Annotated in this window: 14 protein-coding genes; 11 read left to right on the forward strand and 3 right to left on the reverse strand. The window is 74.5% G+C overall.

What is annotated here, in order from left to right; genetic code table 11:
* Positions 1–2: 2 nt before the first annotated feature.
* The 10 genes from ACGFT1_RS16385 (at position 3) to ACGFT1_RS16430 (ending at position 14,366) form a co-directional block, all read left to right on the forward strand.
* Positions 3–896, forward strand: a complete 894-nt coding sequence (locus ACGFT1_RS16385; RefSeq protein WP_373909627.1) for a carbohydrate ABC transporter permease — start codon at positions 3–5, stop codon at positions 894–896.
* A 7-nt stretch (positions 897–903) separates the two neighbouring features.
* Positions 904–2,169: a 6-phospho-beta-glucosidase gene (locus tag ACGFT1_RS16390; protein WP_373909628.1), complete on the forward strand. Its 1,266-nt coding sequence runs from the start codon at positions 904–906 to the stop codon at positions 2,167–2,169.
* Complete coding sequence (locus ACGFT1_RS16395; RefSeq protein WP_373909629.1) at positions 2,160–3,152, forward strand: N-acetylglucosamine kinase; 993 nt, start codon at positions 2,160–2,162, stop codon at positions 3,150–3,152. Before ACGFT1_RS16390 ends, ACGFT1_RS16395 begins: the two co-directional genes overlap by 10 nt.
* A gap of 376 nt (positions 3,153–3,528) precedes the next feature.
* Positions 3,529–4,872, forward strand: a complete 1,344-nt coding sequence (locus tag ACGFT1_RS16400) for a hypothetical protein (protein WP_373909630.1) — start codon at positions 3,529–3,531, stop codon at positions 4,870–4,872.
* A gap of 14 nt (positions 4,873–4,886) precedes the next feature.
* Positions 4,887–5,912 carry a glutamate ABC transporter substrate-binding protein gene (locus tag ACGFT1_RS16405; protein WP_373909631.1) on the forward strand — a complete coding sequence of 342 codons (1,026 nt, stop codon included), beginning with the start codon at positions 4,887–4,889 and terminating at the stop codon, positions 5,910–5,912.
* Between the two features lie 41 nt (positions 5,913–5,953).
* Positions 5,954–7,234, forward strand: a complete 1,281-nt coding sequence (locus ACGFT1_RS16410; protein WP_373909632.1) for a hypothetical protein — start codon at positions 5,954–5,956, stop codon at positions 7,232–7,234.
* Positions 7,231–9,957, forward strand: a complete 2,727-nt coding sequence (locus tag ACGFT1_RS16415; RefSeq protein WP_373909633.1) for a tetratricopeptide repeat protein — start codon at positions 7,231–7,233, stop codon at positions 9,955–9,957. The genes ACGFT1_RS16410 and ACGFT1_RS16415 overlap by 4 nt, the downstream gene beginning before the upstream one ends.
* Positions 9,958–9,960: 3 nt before the next feature.
* Positions 9,961–11,286, forward strand: a complete 1,326-nt coding sequence (locus tag ACGFT1_RS16420; RefSeq protein ID WP_373909634.1) for a PP2C family serine/threonine-protein phosphatase — start codon at positions 9,961–9,963, stop codon at positions 11,284–11,286.
* Between the two features lie 97 nt (positions 11,287–11,383).
* A complete protein-coding gene (locus ACGFT1_RS16425) occupies positions 11,384–12,727 on the forward strand; it encodes a VWA domain-containing protein (RefSeq protein ID WP_373909635.1) in 1,344 nt (447 codons plus the stop codon).
* Positions 12,728–12,785: 58 nt separating this feature from the next.
* On the forward strand, positions 12,786–14,366 hold the full coding sequence (locus ACGFT1_RS16430) for an FHA domain-containing protein (protein ID WP_373909636.1): 1,581 nt from the start codon (positions 12,786–12,788) through the stop codon (positions 14,364–14,366).
* A 6-nt stretch (positions 14,367–14,372) separates the two neighbouring features.
* On the opposite strand, the gene ACGFT1_RS16435 is transcribed toward ACGFT1_RS16430, so the two are convergent.
* Entirely contained in the window at positions 14,373–15,350 is a 978-nt protein-coding gene (locus ACGFT1_RS16435) for a methyltransferase domain-containing protein (protein ID WP_373909637.1), read from the reverse strand.
* 159 nt (positions 15,351–15,509) lie between these two features.
* Between ACGFT1_RS16435 and ACGFT1_RS16440 the strand changes: the two genes are divergently transcribed.
* The gene (locus ACGFT1_RS16440; RefSeq protein ID WP_373909638.1) at positions 15,510–15,914 is read left to right on the forward strand and encodes a globin; all 405 of its coding nucleotides are present in this window, start codon (positions 15,510–15,512) and stop codon (positions 15,912–15,914) included.
* An 85-nt stretch (positions 15,915–15,999) separates the two neighbouring features.
* Here ACGFT1_RS16440 and ACGFT1_RS16445 read toward each other — a convergent pair whose 3' ends face one another.
* Both ACGFT1_RS16445 and ACGFT1_RS16450 read right to left on the reverse strand, forming a co-directional pair.
* Positions 16,000–16,677, reverse strand: a complete 678-nt coding sequence (locus ACGFT1_RS16445) for a hypothetical protein (protein WP_373909639.1) — start codon at positions 16,675–16,677, stop codon at positions 16,000–16,002.
* Positions 16,674–17,102, reverse strand: a complete 429-nt coding sequence (locus tag ACGFT1_RS16450; protein WP_373909640.1) for an acyl-CoA thioesterase — start codon at positions 17,100–17,102, stop codon at positions 16,674–16,676. Before ACGFT1_RS16450 ends, ACGFT1_RS16445 begins: the two co-directional genes overlap by 4 nt.
* Positions 17,103–17,108 lie beyond the last annotated feature (6 nt).

Genomic DNA, 17,108 nt, shown 5'->3' on the forward strand with positions numbered 1-17,108 from the left:
CCATGACCCACGTACTGGACCAGCCCGTGCGGCCGGCGCCGTCCGTCTCCGCGGCCGGGCGCGCCGCCCGCCGCAGGGCGCTGCTGGAGTGGATCGCGGTCCACTCCCTCGGCGTCGCCGCCGCGCTGTTCTTCACCCTGCCGTTCGTGTTCGTGGTGCTGACCTCGCTGATGAGCGACAGCCAGGCACTGAGCCGCGACCTGATCCCGCACACCTGGGAGTGGGGCAACTACCGGAAGGTCTTCGACACCCCCGGCTTCCTCACCTGGTGGCGCAACACACTGGTCTACGCCGGCCTCGGCACCGTCCTGACCGTGGTGTCCTCGGTGCCGGTGGCGTACGCGCTCGCCAAGTTCCGCTTCCGCGGCCGCAACCTGTCACTCATGCTGGTGATCTCGATGATGATGCTGCCCCCGCAGGTGGTCGTCATCCCGATGTACCTGTTCTGGGCGAAGCAGCTGGACCTGTCCGGCACGCTGTGGCCGCTGATCGTCCCGATGGCGTTCGGGGACGCGTTCTCCGTCTTCCTGCTGCGCCAGTTCCTGATGACCATCCCGAACGAGTACCTGGACGCGGCGAAGGTCGACGGCTGCGGCGACCTGCGCACCCTCGTCCGGGTGGTCCTGCCCATGGCCAGGCCGGGTATCGCCGCCGTGGCCCTCTTCCAGTTCTTCTACGCCTGGAACGACTACTTCGGCCCGCAGATCTACGCGTCGGAGAACCCCGGCGCCTGGACCCTGTCCTACGGCCTGGAGTCCTTCAAGGGCGCCCACCACACCGACTGGAACCTCACCATGGCGGCGACCGTGCTCGTCATGGCCCCCGTGATCCTCGTGTTCTTCTTCGCCCAGAAGGCGTTCGTCGAGGGCGTCACCCTCACCGGAGTAAAGGGTTGATCTGGCTGTGAAACTCACCGTGGTCGGCGGCGGCTCGACCTACACCCCCGAACTCGTCGACGGCTTCGCCCGCCTGCGCGACACCCTGCCGCTGGAGGAACTCGTCCTCGTGGACCCGGCGGCGGACCGGCTGGAGCTGGTCGGCGGCCTGGCCCGGCGCATCTTCGCCAAGCAGGGCCACCCCGGCCGCGTCGTGACGACGCCCGACCTGGACGCGGGGATCGACGGCGCCGACGCGGTGCTGCTGCAACTGCGTGTCGGCGGACAGGCGGCCCGGCAGCAGGACGAGACCTGGCCGCTGGAGTGCGGCTGCGTCGGCCAGGAGACGACCGGCGCAGGCGGCCTGGCGAAGGCCCTGCGTACCGTCCCCGTCGTGCTCGACATCGCCGAGCGGGTCCGCCGCGCCAACCCACGCGCCTGGATCGTCGACTTCACCAACCCGGTCGGCATCGTCACCCGCGCCCTGCTCCGGGAGGGCCACCGGGCGGTCGGCCTGTGCAACGTGGCGATCGGCCTGCAACGCAAGTTCGCCGCGCTGCTGGGCGTGGCCCCGGCGGACCTCCACCTCGGCCACGTCGGCCTCAACCACCTCACGTGGGAGACCGGGGTACGGCTGGGCGGCCCCGACGGCGACGACGTCCTGCCCGGGCTGCTGGCGGAGCACGGCGAGGCGATCGCCGCCGACCTCCGCCTCCCCCGCGCCCTCCTGGACCGCCTCGGCGTCGTCCCGTCGTACTACCTGCGCTACTACTACGCGCACGACGAGGTCGTCCGGGAACTCGCCACCAAGCCCTCCCGGGCCGCCGAAGTGGCCGCCATGGAGGCCGAACTGCTGACGATGTACGGCGACCCGGCCCTGGACGAGAAGCCGGCCCTGCTCGCGAAACGCGGCGGTGCCTACTACTCCGAGGCCGCCGTGGACCTGGCCGCGGCCCTGCTCGGCGGTGGCGGCAGCCCCTATCAGGTGGTGAACACCCTCAACCGGGGCACGCTGCCCTTCCTCCCCGACGACGCGGTGATCGAGGTCCAGGCGGCGGTCGGCCCGGCGGGTCCGGTCCCGCTCCCGGTCCCCGCCCTGGACCCGCTGTTCTCGGGGCTGGTGGCCAATGTGACGGCGTACGAGGACCTGGCCCTGGACGCGGCGCTGCGCGGCGGCCGGGACCGCGTCTTCCGCGCCCTGCTGGCGCATCCCCTGATCGCCCAGTACACGTACGCCGAGACCCTCACCGACCGTCTCATCGCACACAACCGGGAGCATCTGGCGTGGGCCTGACCGCAGCCGAACCGCCGACGGTCCTCGCCGTCGACGCGGGCAACAGCAAGACCGACGTGGCCGTGGTCACCGCCGCCGGCGAGGTCCTGGCCACGGCCCGCGGCGGCGGCTTCCGGCCGCCCGCCGTGGGGGTGACCACGGCGCTGGACGCGCTGGCGGAGCCGGTGGCCCGGGCGTTCGCGGACGCCGGGGTGACCTCCGTGACCCATGTGTCGGCCTGTCTGGCCAATGCCGACCTCCCGGTGGAGGAGGAGCGCCTGGCGGCAGCGCTGCGCGCACGGGCGTGGGGCACGTCGGTGGAGGTGCGCAACGACACCTTCGCCGTCCTGCGCGCGGGCGTCGCCGAGCCCCGCGGGGTGGCGGTGGTCTGCGGCGCGGGCATCAACTGCGTGGGCATGCGCCCCGACGGCCGCACCGCCCGCTTCCCGGCCATCGGCCGCATCTCCGGGGACTGGGGCGGCGGCTGGGGCCTGGCCGAGGAGGCGCTGTGGCACGCGGCCCGGGCGGAGGACGGGCGCGGCGAACCGACGGCCCTGTCCCGCAGCCTGCCCGCGCACTTCGGCCTGCCGACCATGTACGCCCTCATCGAGGCTCTGCACCTGGAACACATCGCCCATGACCGCCGCCACGAGCTGACCCCGGTCCTCTTCGCCACGGCCGCGGCCGGCGACCCGGTGGCCGGCGCGCTCGTCACCCGGCTCGCCGAGGAGGTCACGGTCATGGCCACGGTCGCCCTGACCCGCCTCGACCTGCTCACCGAGGAGACCCCGGTCGTGCTGGGCGGCAGCGTGCTCACGGCCGGCCACGACCTGCTGGACGACGCGATCCGCACGCTGCTGGCCGCCCGCGCCCCCAAGGCCACCGTCCGCGTGGTCACGGCCGGCCCGGTCCTGGGCGCGGCCCTGCTGGGTCTCGACCGGCTCGGGGCCGGGGCCGGGGCCGGGGACCGGGCGCGCGGGCACTGGGAGGGCGCGACCCGGTGACCGCTCCCCCGGGGTGCCGACCGCACCCCGGGGGAACCGATCACCCGTCACCGGCGTGTTCCTCACCGGGGGGTGGTGCGCCCGGTGGCACACGCCCCCGGGCAGACTGCGATCCGATCAAGATCCCGTGAAGGCCGGTGCGGTTGCCGGAGCCGACGGCGATACTGGGCCGCGAACGGATGACCACGGGGGAGGTCGAGTGACACAACCGCCGAAGAGCAGCGCGGTGCCACCGCCGGCCCGGCCGTCCGTACCCGCCGGCGCGTCCGGCCTCCGCGGTGCCCCCGCTCCGCGGGGTCTTCCCGGCACACCCGGCGCTCCCGCTGTCCCCGGCGCCCCCCGTGTCCCCGCCCGGCCCGGCCGCCCCGGGGAGCCCGTGGCCGTCGCCGCGCCGGTGCCGCCCGCCCGGCGCACCGCGTTCGCCGAGGGGGCCGAGCGGCTGCGCGCCGCCGCGACGACCGAGCCGGGACGACTGCGCGTGATAGGCGCCGTACTGGCCCTGCTGGTCCTCGTGTTCGGAGCGGTCACCGCCTGGCAGACCAGTGCCCGGTCCGCCGCCGCCGACGACGTGCTGCACCGCAGCCAGCCGCTCAGTGCGGGCGCGGCCGGGATCTACCGGTCCCTGGCGGACGCCAACACGGCCGCCTCCACCGGCTACCTGGCGGGCGGCCAGGAGACCCCGCAGTCCCGGGACCGGTACGAGAAGGACATCAGGACCGCCGCCACCGGACTCGTCACCGCCGCCGCCAACGCCGAACCCGGCTCGGCCTCCGAGGCGACCATCGCCCGGCTGAACCGGCTGCTGCCGGAGTACAAGGGCCTGGTCGAGCGGGCCCGGACGTACAACCGGCAGGGCTACCCGGTGGGCGGCGCCTACCTGCGCTACGCCAACGAGAAGATGCAGGAGCAGATGCTCCCGGCGGCGGAGGACCTCTACTCGACGGAGAACCGTCGGCTCACCGGCGACTACGGGGACGCGACACCGTACCCGTGGGCGGCGATCGCCCTCGGTGTGCTCGCCCTCGCCGCGCTCGGCCGGGCCCAGCACCGCATGTACCGGCGCACCCACCGCGTCCTCAACCACGGTCTGGTCGCCGCCACCGCCGCGACCACCGCCGCCCTGCTGTGGCTGGTCGTCGGGCACGCGGTCGCCCGGTCGGAACTCGACGGCTCCTACGACCACGGCATCCGGTCGCTCAACGTCCTGCACGACGCCCGGATCGCGTCCCTGAAGGCACGCGGCAACGAGAACCTGAGCCTGGTGTCGCGCGGCGCCGAGACCGTCACGGTCGGCGGCACGTCCTACGACGCCTACTACCACGATTTCGACAAGGACATGGCCGTGCTCGGCAAGGGACTGACCGAGGCCGCGAGGCTCGCCGACGACCCGGAGGGCACCGCCCCGGTCAAGGCGGCCGAGACCGACATGGCGGTGTGGAAGCAGCGCCACGCCGCGGCGCGGGCCGAGGACGAGAACGGCAACTACCAGCAGGCGCTCGACAAGGTGATCGGCGCGAAGGGCGCGACCGGCGAGTGCTTCGACGGCGTGGACCGCAGCCTCGTCCGCGCCATCGGCCACGAGCAGGCCGAGTTCCGGCAGGCGGCCGGCGACGGCCGCGACGCCATGACCGGGCTGCCGGCCGGCGCGGCCGCCCTCGCGGTGCTGGGCGCGGCCGCCGCCGTCGCCGGCGTCGGACGCCGTCTCTCGGAGTACCGGTGACAGGGGGCAGGGCGATGGACGCGAGCCGGGCACGGGCCTCGCTGCGGGGCTGGGGCGGGGTCGCCGCGATGGCGGTGCTGTGCACGCTGGCGCTGGCGTTCGCCCTGCTGCTGCCGTGCACCCAGACGCCGGTGCCCGAGCGGGCCGCCCGGCGGACCGTCACCGCCACCCAGGCCCGCGCCGACGGCTGCCAGGACGCGGACGCCCACCGGCGCACCCTCGCCCCGTCCGGCGCGGACGGGCCGGTGATCGACGCCATCAAGGCCCGTACGGGCGCCCGGCGCAAGCTGATCGTCGGCGTCGACCAGAACAGCTACCGCTGGGGCTACCGCAACCCCGGCACCGAGGGCGCGGAGCTGGAGGGCTTCGACATCGACCTCGTCCACCGGATCGCCCAGGACATCCTCGGCGACCCCGAAGCGGTGCAGTTCAAGGCCATCCCGACCAGCCAGCGCATCCCCGCCATCGAGGACGGGCGGGTGGACATGGTCGTACGGACCATGACGATCACCTGCGACCGGCTCGCCCACGTCGCCTTCTCCGCGCCGTACTTCAAGACAGGGCAGCAGGTCCTCGCCCCCAAGTCGTCGCCGATCACCGGCTACGACGGCTCGCTGGCCCACAAGAAGGTGTGCACGTCGGCCGGTTCGACCGCGCACACGAAGCTGGACGCCGACCGCAAGGACGGCCGGCTGCCCGCCACCACCGACATCTCCACCACCGTCCCCAGCCAGCTCGACTGCCTGGTCCGCCTCCAACTCGGCGAGGTGGACGCGGTGGTGACCGACGGGGCGCTCGCCGCGAGCCAGGCGGCCCAGGACCCGACCGTCGCACTGAAGGGTGAGGCGTTCACCGAGGAGTACTACGGCGTGGCGATGCGCAAGGACGCCACCGACCTGGTACGCCGGGTCAACCGCGTCCTGGTGGACTACCGCGCGAACGGCTGGCAGGCGTCGTACGACAAGTGGCTGTCGGCGACACTGGGTAGGGATCCGGCCGCGTCGAAACCGCCCGTGCCGCAGTACCTGCACGGCGGTTGAGCCGCACCCGACCGGAACACACAGCGAGCGAGAGGTGATCGATGGGCGTCACGGACCCCGCCGGGCCGGTGATGGACCGGGACGAGGTGGACCGTGCGCTGGCGCGGCTCGGCCAGGAGCACGAGGCGATCGAGACCTCGCTGCTGGCCCTCCAGGACCACGCGGGCCGCAGACTCCTCGAAGGGGCCGCCCTGACCGGTGTCACCGAGGAGCGCTGGCAGGCCACGGAGGCGCGGATCACCGCGCTGTGGGCGTGTTTCGACGCGTACACGGCCGCGCTGCGCGGCGCCCGGCAGATCCGTGCCCGGCGCCGCTGGTCCAGCCGCGAGGACCTGGCGCAGCTGACCGGGCTGCTGCGCGGCGCGTCCGTGACCGTCCCCGACAGCGGCACCGGCAGGCTGAGCGAGACGTTCACGCTGTCCGCGCTGGTGGACCGGATGAACGAGCTGTACGCGACGAGCCTGGACGTGATCGTCGCCGCCGACGCGGTGTGGTCGGCGCTGCCCGCGCGGATCGATCTGCTCGCCGAGGAACTCCAGCGCACCCGGCAGCTCGCGCACTCCGTGGGGGTGCGCCCCGGCGAACACCCGGCCGGCGACGACCTGGAGCGGATCACGCGCACGCTGACCCGGCTGCGCGAGGACGTCGTCTCGGACCCGCTCGCCTTCTGGGTGCCGGCCGCGGGCAGTTCCGCGCCCGGCGGCGGCCGTCCGGACACGACGGTGTACGACCGTGAGGCGCGCGCCCTGGAGGACGTACGGCGGGAGATCGACGCGGTGCTGACGGTACGCCAGGACGCGGAGGCGCGGCTGATCCGGCTGCGGGACGTCCTCTCGCGCGCGGACCGCACCCTCGCCGAGGCCCGTGCCGCGCGCGGCGAGGTGCTGGCGAAGATCGCCGCGACCGAGGTGCCGGTCGTCAGCGGGCCGCCGACCGCGCTCCACGAGCAGCTGAGCACCGCGGCCGAGTACCGCAGGCAGGCCCGCTGGCACCGGCTCTCCCCGCTGCTGGAGGACCTGGAGCGCAAGGCGGAGGACGAACTGCTGCGCGCCCGCGAGTCACTGACCGCGGTCACCGCGCCGCTCGCGGTCCGCGCCGAGCTGCGCGGCCGGCTCGACGCCTACCGGGCCAAGGTCGCCCGGCACGGACTCGCGGAGGACCCGCTGCTGGTCGAGCGGTACGACGCGGCCCGGCGCATGCTGTGGAGCGCGCCCTGCGACCTGCGCGTCGCCGAACAGGCCGTCCTGCGCTACCAGCGGGCGGCGGCCGAGACGCTGGGCAGCGCGAGCGCGCCGCAGGACGGCAGGGGGGACCAGTCATGAGTCAGCCGGGGCAGACCTGCCAGCGGCCGGACTGCGGCGGAGCGTACGAGGACGTCGGCGGCGGCGAACTGTACTGCGGCACCTGCGGTCTCGCGCCGGTCGTCTCCGCGACCGGGTCGGTCGGCTCGCCGCCCACCGGGGTCACCAGGGGCTCCGCGCCGAGCGGCAGTTCCCCCAGCGCGCGTACGTCGTCCCAGTCGTCGAGGTCCCGGCGCTCGGTGTCCGGGCGGCTCTCCCTGTCGCTGTCCGGCGCGTCCGCCGGCCGTTCGGTGTCGGTGCGCAGCTCCGGCTCGTCGTCCGGTCCGTCCACGCGCGGGCGCCTCGGCGCCGGACTGGTCGCCGTGCCGCAGGTGCCGCGGCCGGACCCGCGCGCCATGGTGCTGGACCACCCGGAGGTGCCGGAGCGCAAGCGGTTCTGCTCCCGCTCGGACTGCGGGGCGCCGGTGGGCCGGGCCCGGGGCGAGCGGCCCGGCCGCACGGAGGGCTTCTGCACCAAGTGCGGGCACCCCTACTCCTTCGTGCCCAAGCTGCGGGCCGGGGACATCGTGCACGGCCAGTACGAGGTCGCCGGCTGCCTCGCGCACGGCGGGCTCGGCTGGGTCTACCTCGCCGTGGACCGGGCCGTCTCCGACCGCTGGGTGGTGCTCAAGGGCCTGCTGGACACCGGCGACCAGGACGCGATGGCCGCGGCGATCTCCGAACGGCGGTTCCTGGCGGAGATCGAGCACGCCAACATCGTGCGGATCTACAACTTCGTCGAGCACCTGGACCAGCGCACCGGCTCCCTCGACGGCTACATCGTCATGGAGTACGTCGGCGGCAAGTCCCTGAAGGAGATCGCCAACGCCCGCCGCACCGCCGACGGCCGGCGCGACCCGCTGCCGGTGGAGCAGGCGTGCGCGTACGGCATCGAGGCGCTGGAGGCGCTCGGCCACCTGCACAGCCGCAACCTGCTGTACTGCGACTTCAAGGTGGACAACGCCATCCAGACCGAGGACCAGCTCAAGCTGATCGACATGGGCGCGGTGCGCAGGATGGACGACGACGAGTCGGCCATCTACGGCACGGTCGGCTACCAGGCACCGGAGGTCGCCGAGACCGGCCCGTCGGTGGCCAGCGACCTGTACACGGTGGGCCGTACGCTCGCCGTGCTGGCGTTCGACTTCCAGGGCTACACGAACGTCTACGCGGACTGTCTGCCCGACCCCGACGGCATCGAGGTCTTCCACCGGTACGAGTCCTTCTACCGGCTCCTGGTCCGCGCCACCGACCCCGACCCGGCCCGCCGGTTCGCCTCCGCGCAGGAGATGGCCGAGCAGCTGACCGGCGTGCTGCGGGAGGTCGTGTCGCTCCAGACCGGACAGGCCCGGCCCGCGCTGTCGACGCTGTTCGGGCCCGAGGTGAAGGTCACGGACACGGAGCTGTTCCCACGGCTGCACGGAGAGGTGTCCCGGCTGGGGGCACGCGCGGTACGCGGCCGGAAACGGGGCCGGGGTACCGGTGGCGCGGCGGCAGCGGCCGCGGTCACTTCGGGTGCGGCTCCGGGTGTCACTTCGGGTGCCACTTCGGGTGCGGCTCCGGCAGTGGGGGCCGGGATGCCTTCGACTCCGGTGCCGGCGACTGCGGTGGCGGCTCCGGCGGTGGCGGCTGCGGCGATTTCGGTTCCGGGTCCGGCCGTGGCGGCTGCGGTCCCGGCGGTGCCGGGCGCGGCCGTTCCGGCTGCCGCGGTGGCGGCTCGCGGGACGTCGGCTCCCGGTGTGCCCGTTCCGGTCCCGCCGGCCCTGGTCAGGCCCGTCGACACCCCCGCCGCCGCCCTCGCCCTGCCGGTCCCGCTGGTCGACCCCACCGACCCCGACGCCGGTTTCCTGGCGGGCCTCATGGCCTCCGCGCCGGCCGAGCTGATCGGCGCCCTGGCCGCGGCGCCCACCCGGTCCGTCGAGACCCGGTTGCGGCAGATCCGCGCCCGGCTGGAGAGCGGCGACCACCGGGCCGCGCTGACCGGCCTGGCCGAGCTGGACGAGGAACGGCCCGACGACTGGCGGGTGGTCTGGTACCGGGGCGTCGCAGCCCTGGCCACCGGCGACCTCGAGGGCGCCGCGCCCGCCTTCGACGCGATCTACGACGCCTTCCCCGGCGAGGCCGCGCCCAAGCTGGCGCTCGGCCTGTGCGCCGAGATGCTGGGCCAGCCGGACAACGCGGCGGAGTACTACCGCCTGGTGTGGACGACCGACCCGAGCTATGTGAGCGCCGCGTTCGGCCTGGCCCGGGTGCGGCTCGCGGCCGGGGACCGGCGCGGCGCCGTGACGACGCTGGAGTCGGTGCCGGAGTCGTCCATCCACTACACGGCCGCCCGGGTCGCCGCCGTCCGGGCCCGTCTGAGACAGCGCACGGCGAGTGCCGGCGACGCAAGGTTCCTGGACGACCTGACGGCCGCCGCCGGCCAGATCGAGGCGCTCCAGGTGTACGGTCTGGACCCGGCCCGCCGCGAGCAGTTGACGGCGGAGGTGCTCGGCTGCGCCCTGGACTGGATACTCTCCGGAGGCCAGGACACCGGCCCCGCCGCCGGCGGCCGGGTGCTGCTGGGCAGCGGTCTGGACGAGCGGGGCCTGCGCTTCGGCCTGGAGCGCGCCTACCGCACGCTGGCCCGGCTGGCGCCCGGCGGCGACGAAAGGATCGAGCTGGTGGAACGGGCCAACCGTTACCGCCCCCGGACGTGGGTGTAGTCGATGTCGCAGATGCCCCAGCAGGCCGCACTGCCCAAGTGCCCGAGCTGCGCGGAGCCCGTCGAGCGGGGTGACCTGTTCTGCGGAGCGTGCGGGTACGACCTCTCGGTGGTCCCCGCTCCCCCGCAGGACCGGCCGACCCTCACCATGACCGGCCCCGGCGCGCCCGGCGACGGCGTGGACTGGCCGGCCCCCGAACCGCCGGGCTCCGCCGGGACCGCGCCCGGGGTGCACCTGCCGGCCGACCTGCCCGGCACCGACTCGGGCGGCACACCGCTGTCCGGGCACGAATCCGACGCCGAGCGGTCCACCGGACCCGGGGTGCGGCTGGACCGGCCGGCGGAGCCCGAGGAGTACCCGCTCCAGGCACCGGACCCACGGCTGTCCCCCGGTCCCGGCGCCCCGGACGCGCCGGCGACGGTGTGCGTGGCCTGCCGGACGGGCCGGGTGGACAGCGACGGCTACTGCGAGAACTGCGGACACGCCCAGCCCCGCGAACGCGACCACGTGGAACGGGAGTCGGGTCCGGTCGCCGCCGTCAGCGACCGCGGGCTGCGCCATCACCGCAACGAGGACGCCTTCGCCGTCGGCCACACCACGCTGCCGGACGGCACCCCGGCGGCGCTGGCGGTCGTCTGTGACGGCGTGTCGTCCGCCACCCGCCCCGACGACGCGTCCCTGGCCGCCTCCCGGGCGGCCGGTGACGTCCTGCTGGCCGCGCTGGAGCACGGCACCCACCCGCAGCAGGCGATGCACGAGGCGATCGTCGCCGCCGCGCAGGCGGTCGACGCGCTCGCCGAGGAGCCCGCCACGGCCCGCGAGCAGGCCCCGCACCAGAACGCGCCGGCCTGCACGATCGTCGGCGCGGTGGTCACCTCCGGGCTCCTGGTCGTCGGCTGGGTCGGCGACAGCCGGGCCTACTGGGTGCCCGCCGACCGCGGCGCGCCACCCGCCCGGCTGACCGAGGACGACTCCTGGGCCGCGCAGATGGTCGCCGCCGGCCTGATGAGCGAGGCCGAGGCGTACGCCGACGAGCGCGCCCACGCGATCACCGGCTGGCTCGGCGCGGACGCCTACGAACTGGACCCGCACACCGCGTCGTTCAAACCGGACCGGCCCGGCACCGTGGTGGTGTGCACCGACGGACTGTGGAACTACGCCGAGTCGGCGGAGGAGTTGTCCGAGGTCGTGCCGGCGGACGCGGCGGTCCGTCCGCTGCACAGCGCCCAGGTGCTGGTCGGTCACGCCCTGGACGGCGGGGGCCACGACAACGTAACAGTGGCCGTGCTGCCGTTCCCGGCGCCGCGCCAGGGGGCAGGATCGGCCTGAGGCCGGAACGGGGAGGCCTCGGCGGACCGGAGGGGACCGGTCCGCTCAGTTGCGTTGCCTCGCTTCCGCGGGGTGTCCGAGGGGGATGTGAACCAGCATGGCCAGTTTCGCGAAGCCGAACGTGCCGCAGTTCTCGGTGGACGTCTACCAGAACGAGTACCTGCCCGAGGACGGCAGCGAGGTCAACGCCGTCGTCACGGTGACCGCGACCGGCGGCGGCACCGCCGGCACCGCACCCACCGCGCCCGGCCATGCGCCGGGGAGGCGGCCGTCCGCCGCCGTGGCGGTCATGGTCGACTGCTCGGGTTCCATGGACCACCCGCCGGCCAAGATGCGCAACGCGCGGGACGCCACGGCCGCCGCGATCGACACCCTGCGCGACGGCACGCACTTCGCGGTGATCGGCGGCACCCACGTCGCCAAGGAGGTCTACCCGGGCGGCGGACGCCTCGCGGTCGCCGACGACGTCACCCGCGAGCAGGCCAAACAGGCGCTGCGCCGGCTGAGCGCGGGCGGCGGTACGGCCATCGGCACCTGGCTGCGGCTCGCCGACCGGCTGCTGTCCTCGGTGGACGTCACCATCCGGCACGGCATCCTCCTCACCGACGGCCGCAACGAGCACGAGCCGGCGGACGACCTGCGGGCCACGCTGGAGGCGTGCGCCGGACGCTTCACCTGTGACGCGCGGGGAGTGGGCACCGACTGGGAAGTGAAAGACGTCACAGGGATCGCCTCCGCGCTCCTCGGCACCGCCGACATCGTCGCCGACCCGGCCGGCCTGGCCGCCGACTTCACGCGGATGATGGAGACCGCGATGGGCAAGGAGGTCGCCGACGTCGCCCTGCGGGTGTGGACGCCGGTCGGCGCGGCCATCCGGTTCGTCAAGCAAGTCGCGCCCACCGTGCAGGACTTGACCGGCCGCCGCACCGAGGCCGGACCGCGCGCCGGGGACTACCCCACCGGGTCCTGGGGCGACGAGTCCCGCGACTACCACGTGTGCGTCGCGGTCCCGCCGGCCGGGATCGGACAGGAGATGCTCGCCGCACGGGTGTCCCTGGTCGTCCCACAACCGGACGGAACGGTACAGAATCTCGGTGCGCAGGGGCTCGTACGGGCGGTGTGGACGGACGACATGACGGCCTCCACCTCGATCAACCCCCAAGTCGCCCACTACACCGGGCAGGCCGAACTGGCGCAGGTCATCCGGAAGGGTCTCGACCTTCGCAAAGCGGGCGATGTCGATGGAGCAACGGCCAAACTGGGACGCGCGGTCCAGCTGGCGAGCGCCTCGGGGAACGCGGATACTGCGAAACTGCTTGCGAAGGTGGTGGACGTGGTCGACGCCGCGACAGGTACTGTGCGGTTGAGGACCAGGGTCGCGGAGGCCGACGAGATGACTCTGGAGACCCGGTCCACCAAGACCGTCCGTGTGAAGAAGTGACTCCTGGAAGCGATCGCAGCGATCCAGACGGACCCTCAGGAGAAGGGGAAGCACCGACATGCCGACCTGCCCGAACGGACACCAGTCGGGTTCCGACGACTGGTGCGAGGTCTGCGGTCACCGCATGGCCGGTGCCGTACCTCCGCCTCCTCCGCCGCCCGGCGGGGGCTACGGCTTCCCGCCGCCCGCCGGCCCGGGCGGTCCCGGCGGCCGGACCGGCGCCGGACGCCCGCACCCGGCCGCCGGGTCCGCCCCGGAGCCGGAACTGTGCCCGCAGTGCCGCACGCCCCGCGAGGGCGGTGCGCCGTTCTGCGAGGAGTGCCGGTGGAACTTCCTGACCAACACGGCGACCTCCTACACCCCGGCCGCCCCGCGCTCGCCGCAGCCCCGGTTCCAGCCGCCGAGCGCGACGTACGGCGGCGGTGACGGATACGAGTACCAGGGCTCCCGGCCCTCGCAGATGAACCGGCCCGCCGAACCGATCCCGTCCTTCACCAGTGAGCCGTCGGGTCCGACGCCGTTCGCCGGCGAACGGCGCCCCACCGGCCCGCCGACCGCCCCGGGCCCCACGGGCGCGCCCCCCTTCGCCCCCGGCAACCAGCGCCGCCCCGGCCCCCCGCCGCCTTTCCCCGGCACCCCGGGCCAGCCCGGCCAGTCCGCCTTCGGCGGCGGCCAGGGTCAGGGCCAGGGCCCCGGTGGCCCGTCCGGCTTCGGCGGCGGTCAGGGCCAGGGTCCCGGCGGCCCCTCGGGGTACGGCGGAAGCCAGGGTCAGGGGCAGGGTCCCGGTGGACACTCCGGCTTCGGCGGCGGTCAGGGGCAGGGCCAGGGTCCCCAGGGTTCCGGCTCCGGCGGCCCCTCCGGCTTCGGCGGCGGCCAGGGCCGAGGTCAGGGCCAGGGCTCCCAGGGACCTGGCGGTCCGTCCGGCTTCGGCGGCGGTCAGGGCCAGGGTTCCGGCGCTGCCCCGCAGGCGTTCCAGCAGGCCGGTGCCCCGGCACCGCCCGCGTTCCCGCGCGAGGGCGGCCGGACCCGGGCCGGTGACGACGACTGGGTGCTGTCCCCGCCGTCGGCCTCCGGCCCTTCCGGACCCGGTCAGGGCCCCGGCGGCCAGGGCGGCGGTTACGGCTACCCGCAGCCCGGTGCCGGCCAGCCTTCCCAGGGCCCCGGCGGCTTCCCCCAGGCCCCGCACGCACAGCCCGGTCAGCACGGCCAGCACGGCCAGCACGTGCAGCAGTCGGCCACCTGGACCGCGACCATAGGCCCGGACCGCGAGTACTTCATGGCGATGATGCAGCGCTCCGGCCCCGAGGCCGCGGGCCTGAACCTGCCCGCGTACTCGCCGGAGCAGCAGCGCACGCTCACCGGCAACCAGGTCACCATCGGCCGTCGCCGGCACTCCACCGGCGACACCCCCGACATCGACCTGTCGGTGCCGCCGGAGGACCCGGGCGTCTCGCATCAGCACGCCGTGCTGGTGCAGCAGCCGGACGGCGGCTGGGCGGTCGTGGACCAGAACTCGACGAACGGCACCACGGTCAACATGTCGGAGGAGCCGATCCAGCCGTTCGTGCCGGTGCCGCTCCAGGACGGCGACCGGGTGCACGTGGGCGCCTGGACGTCGATCACCGTACGCCGGGGCTGAGGGAGATCACGGCAGGGGCCAGAGGTACGGCCCCTCCGGGTCGTCCAGCCACGCCCAGGCACGCCCACCGCCGACCGTGACGCCGTACCGCCCGCGGTCCGGCCTGCCCTCGCGCTCCCACAGCGCGTACGCCTCCCGCGGGTCGAGGGTGCCCCGGGTCAGCCCGAGCAGGAAGCGGAACGGCTCCTGCGCGCGGGCCCGGCCCGGCAGCCCGGCGAGGGACACGTCCTCGGGTTCCGCCCGGCCCTCGCCGCGCAGCGGTACGAAGAAGGCGGCCGTGGGCAGGAAGCGGCCCTCGGCGTGTCCCGGGCCGTGCACCGTGAGGGCCAGCAGGCCGGTGGCCAGCGGGGTGAGGACGCGGGCGCCGGGGCGGCACTGGGCGAGCCAGGCGCGCGGGACGGTCGGCAGCTCGCAGGTGGCGATGATCCGGTCGAAGGGGGCGCGTTCGGGTGCCCCGCGGGCGCCGTCCCCGGTCACCACGACCGGGTGGTAGCCGGCCGCCGCCAGGTGCTGCCGGGCCGACTCGGTGATCTCCGGCTCCAGGTCGATCGTGGTGACGAGGCCGTCGTCGCCGAGCCGGTGGGCGAGCAGGGCCGCGTTGTAGCCGGTGCCGGCGCCCACCTCCAGGACCCGGTCGCCGTCCCTGACGCACAGCGCGACCAGCATCTGCGCCATCAGCGACGGCTGGCTGCTGGAGGAGAGCAGCTCGCCGTCGCGCAGCCGGGTGGCGAGTGGTACGTCCGCGTAGGCGCCGCGCACCCAGCGTCTGCGGGCCTGCCGGTCACCGCTCTCGCCCCAGCGGCGCTCGTAACCGCCCGGTCCGGCGACGTAGTAGTACGGCACGAACAGGTGCCGGGGCACCTCCGCGAACGCCTCCCGCCACACCGGGTCCCCGGCCCAGGCCCCGTCGGCGTCGATCTCCCGCACCAGCGCGGCCCGCGCCGCGGCGGCGAGCTCCTCGGTCTCCGTGTCGTAGGCGCCCATGTCTCCACACTAGGGGCGCGGTGGCCGGTCCCGAGCCCGAAGTCCTGGGTCACCGCGTCTGAGACGATGGACGGGTACTGCAATTCCCGGGGGCGTCCCCGGGCCCCCGGCCGAACAAGCCCAGGGGCGGACCGGCACACAGATGTGAGGCAATCCAACGTGACCGAGATTCGGCGCGGCACGCTTCAGGAGCAGACCTTCTACGAGCAGGTCGGCGGCGAGGACACCTTCCGCCGGCTCGTGCACCGTTTCTACGAGGGAGTCGCCGGGGACCCGGCCCTGCGGCCGATGTACCCGGAGGAGGACCTGGGTCCGGCCGAGGAACGGCTGGCCCTGTTCCTGATGCAGTACTGGGGCGGCCCCACGACGTACAGCGAGAACCGCGGCCACCCCCGGCTGCGGATGCGGCATGCCCCGTTCACCGTGGACCGGGCGGCGCACGACGCCTGGCTGCGGCACATGCGGACGGCCGTCGACGAGCTGGGGCTGTCCGAGGAGCACGAGCGGACGCTGTGGAACTACCTGACGTACGCCGCCGCGTCGATGGTGAACACCCCGGACTGACCGCACCGGCCCCCGCTCCGGCCCAGTGCCGCAGGCCAACGGCCGTACCGCGCACGGTGAGCCGTACGGAAGGGCCGCGCGCGGCTCAGCGCACGCTGAGCGCGAAGGGGTCCCGTGCGGTCTGCCGGACGGCGACGGACCCGTAGGGGGTACGCAGCCGCAGCCACGTCCCCGAGGAGAACAACCCGGTGTCCTCGTGCTCGGTCCCCGGCCGAAGGAAGCCGAGGGACTGGGCCGCGTGCACGGCCCGTACGGGCAGCCGGGTGCCGTCGATCCGCCGGGACCAGATGTCCCGCCCGATCCGGTCCAGCTCCGCGCGGGTACGCCCCTGCGGCCCCAGCTCCTCGGTGCGCGAGCGGAATTCGGCCACCGCGGCGGCGACCGTGGCGCGCAGCGCGTCCGGCGCGGGCAGTCCGGGCTCGGGCTGCCAGCCGGACCGCGGCGGCAGCACGCCGGCCCACGGCGGTCCCGTGACGGCGCCCGGGACGGCGGCGGTGGCCGCCCGCTCGTCCACGGACTCCAGGAACTCACCGGCGGACACCGTCACGTCGAGGGCGACGTCGAGCCCGTGCTCGTACGGCTTGGCCAGCCCCACCGCGCGGACCGCCAGCACCTCGAAGGACGGCGGCCGACCGAAGACGGCGAGCGCCGTGCCGGCCGCCTGGAGCCGCACCGCCGCTCCGCGGTCGTAGCGGAGCAGCCGGGAGAGGAAGGCGGCGAGGTCCGCGGCCTCCGTCTCGTCGGCCAGGTGGAGGACCGTCATGCCGCGACGGCCTCCCCCTCGGTCTCGGCGTCCTCGGCCGCGTCCATGTACTCCCGGAGGAACTCGCGCTCCTCCGCGGTGATCCGCCGCGGCCGCTGGCCCTCGAAGTCGAACGGGACGATGACCGTCGAGGCCCGTACGTACACCAGGTCACCGTCCTTCACCTCGTAGGAGAGGGTGAAGGACGCGGCCTTGATCTCGGTGATCCACAGCTCGATGTCCACCGGCTCGTGCCGGTGGACGAGCTGCCGCTTGTAGTCGATCTCGTGGCGCGCCACCACGGACCCCTGCTTGAAGTCCTTGTCCGGCCGGAACAGGAAGTCGATACGCGCCTCCTCCAGGTAGCGGAGGAAGACCACGTTGTTGACGTGGCCGTACGCGTCCATGTCCGCCCAGCGCAGCGGGCAGCGGTAGATGTGGCGCAAGACCGA

This window comes from Streptomyces sp. Y20, assembly GCF_043195475.1.
GTDB lineage: Bacteria > Actinomycetota > Actinomycetes > Streptomycetales > Streptomycetaceae > Streptomyces.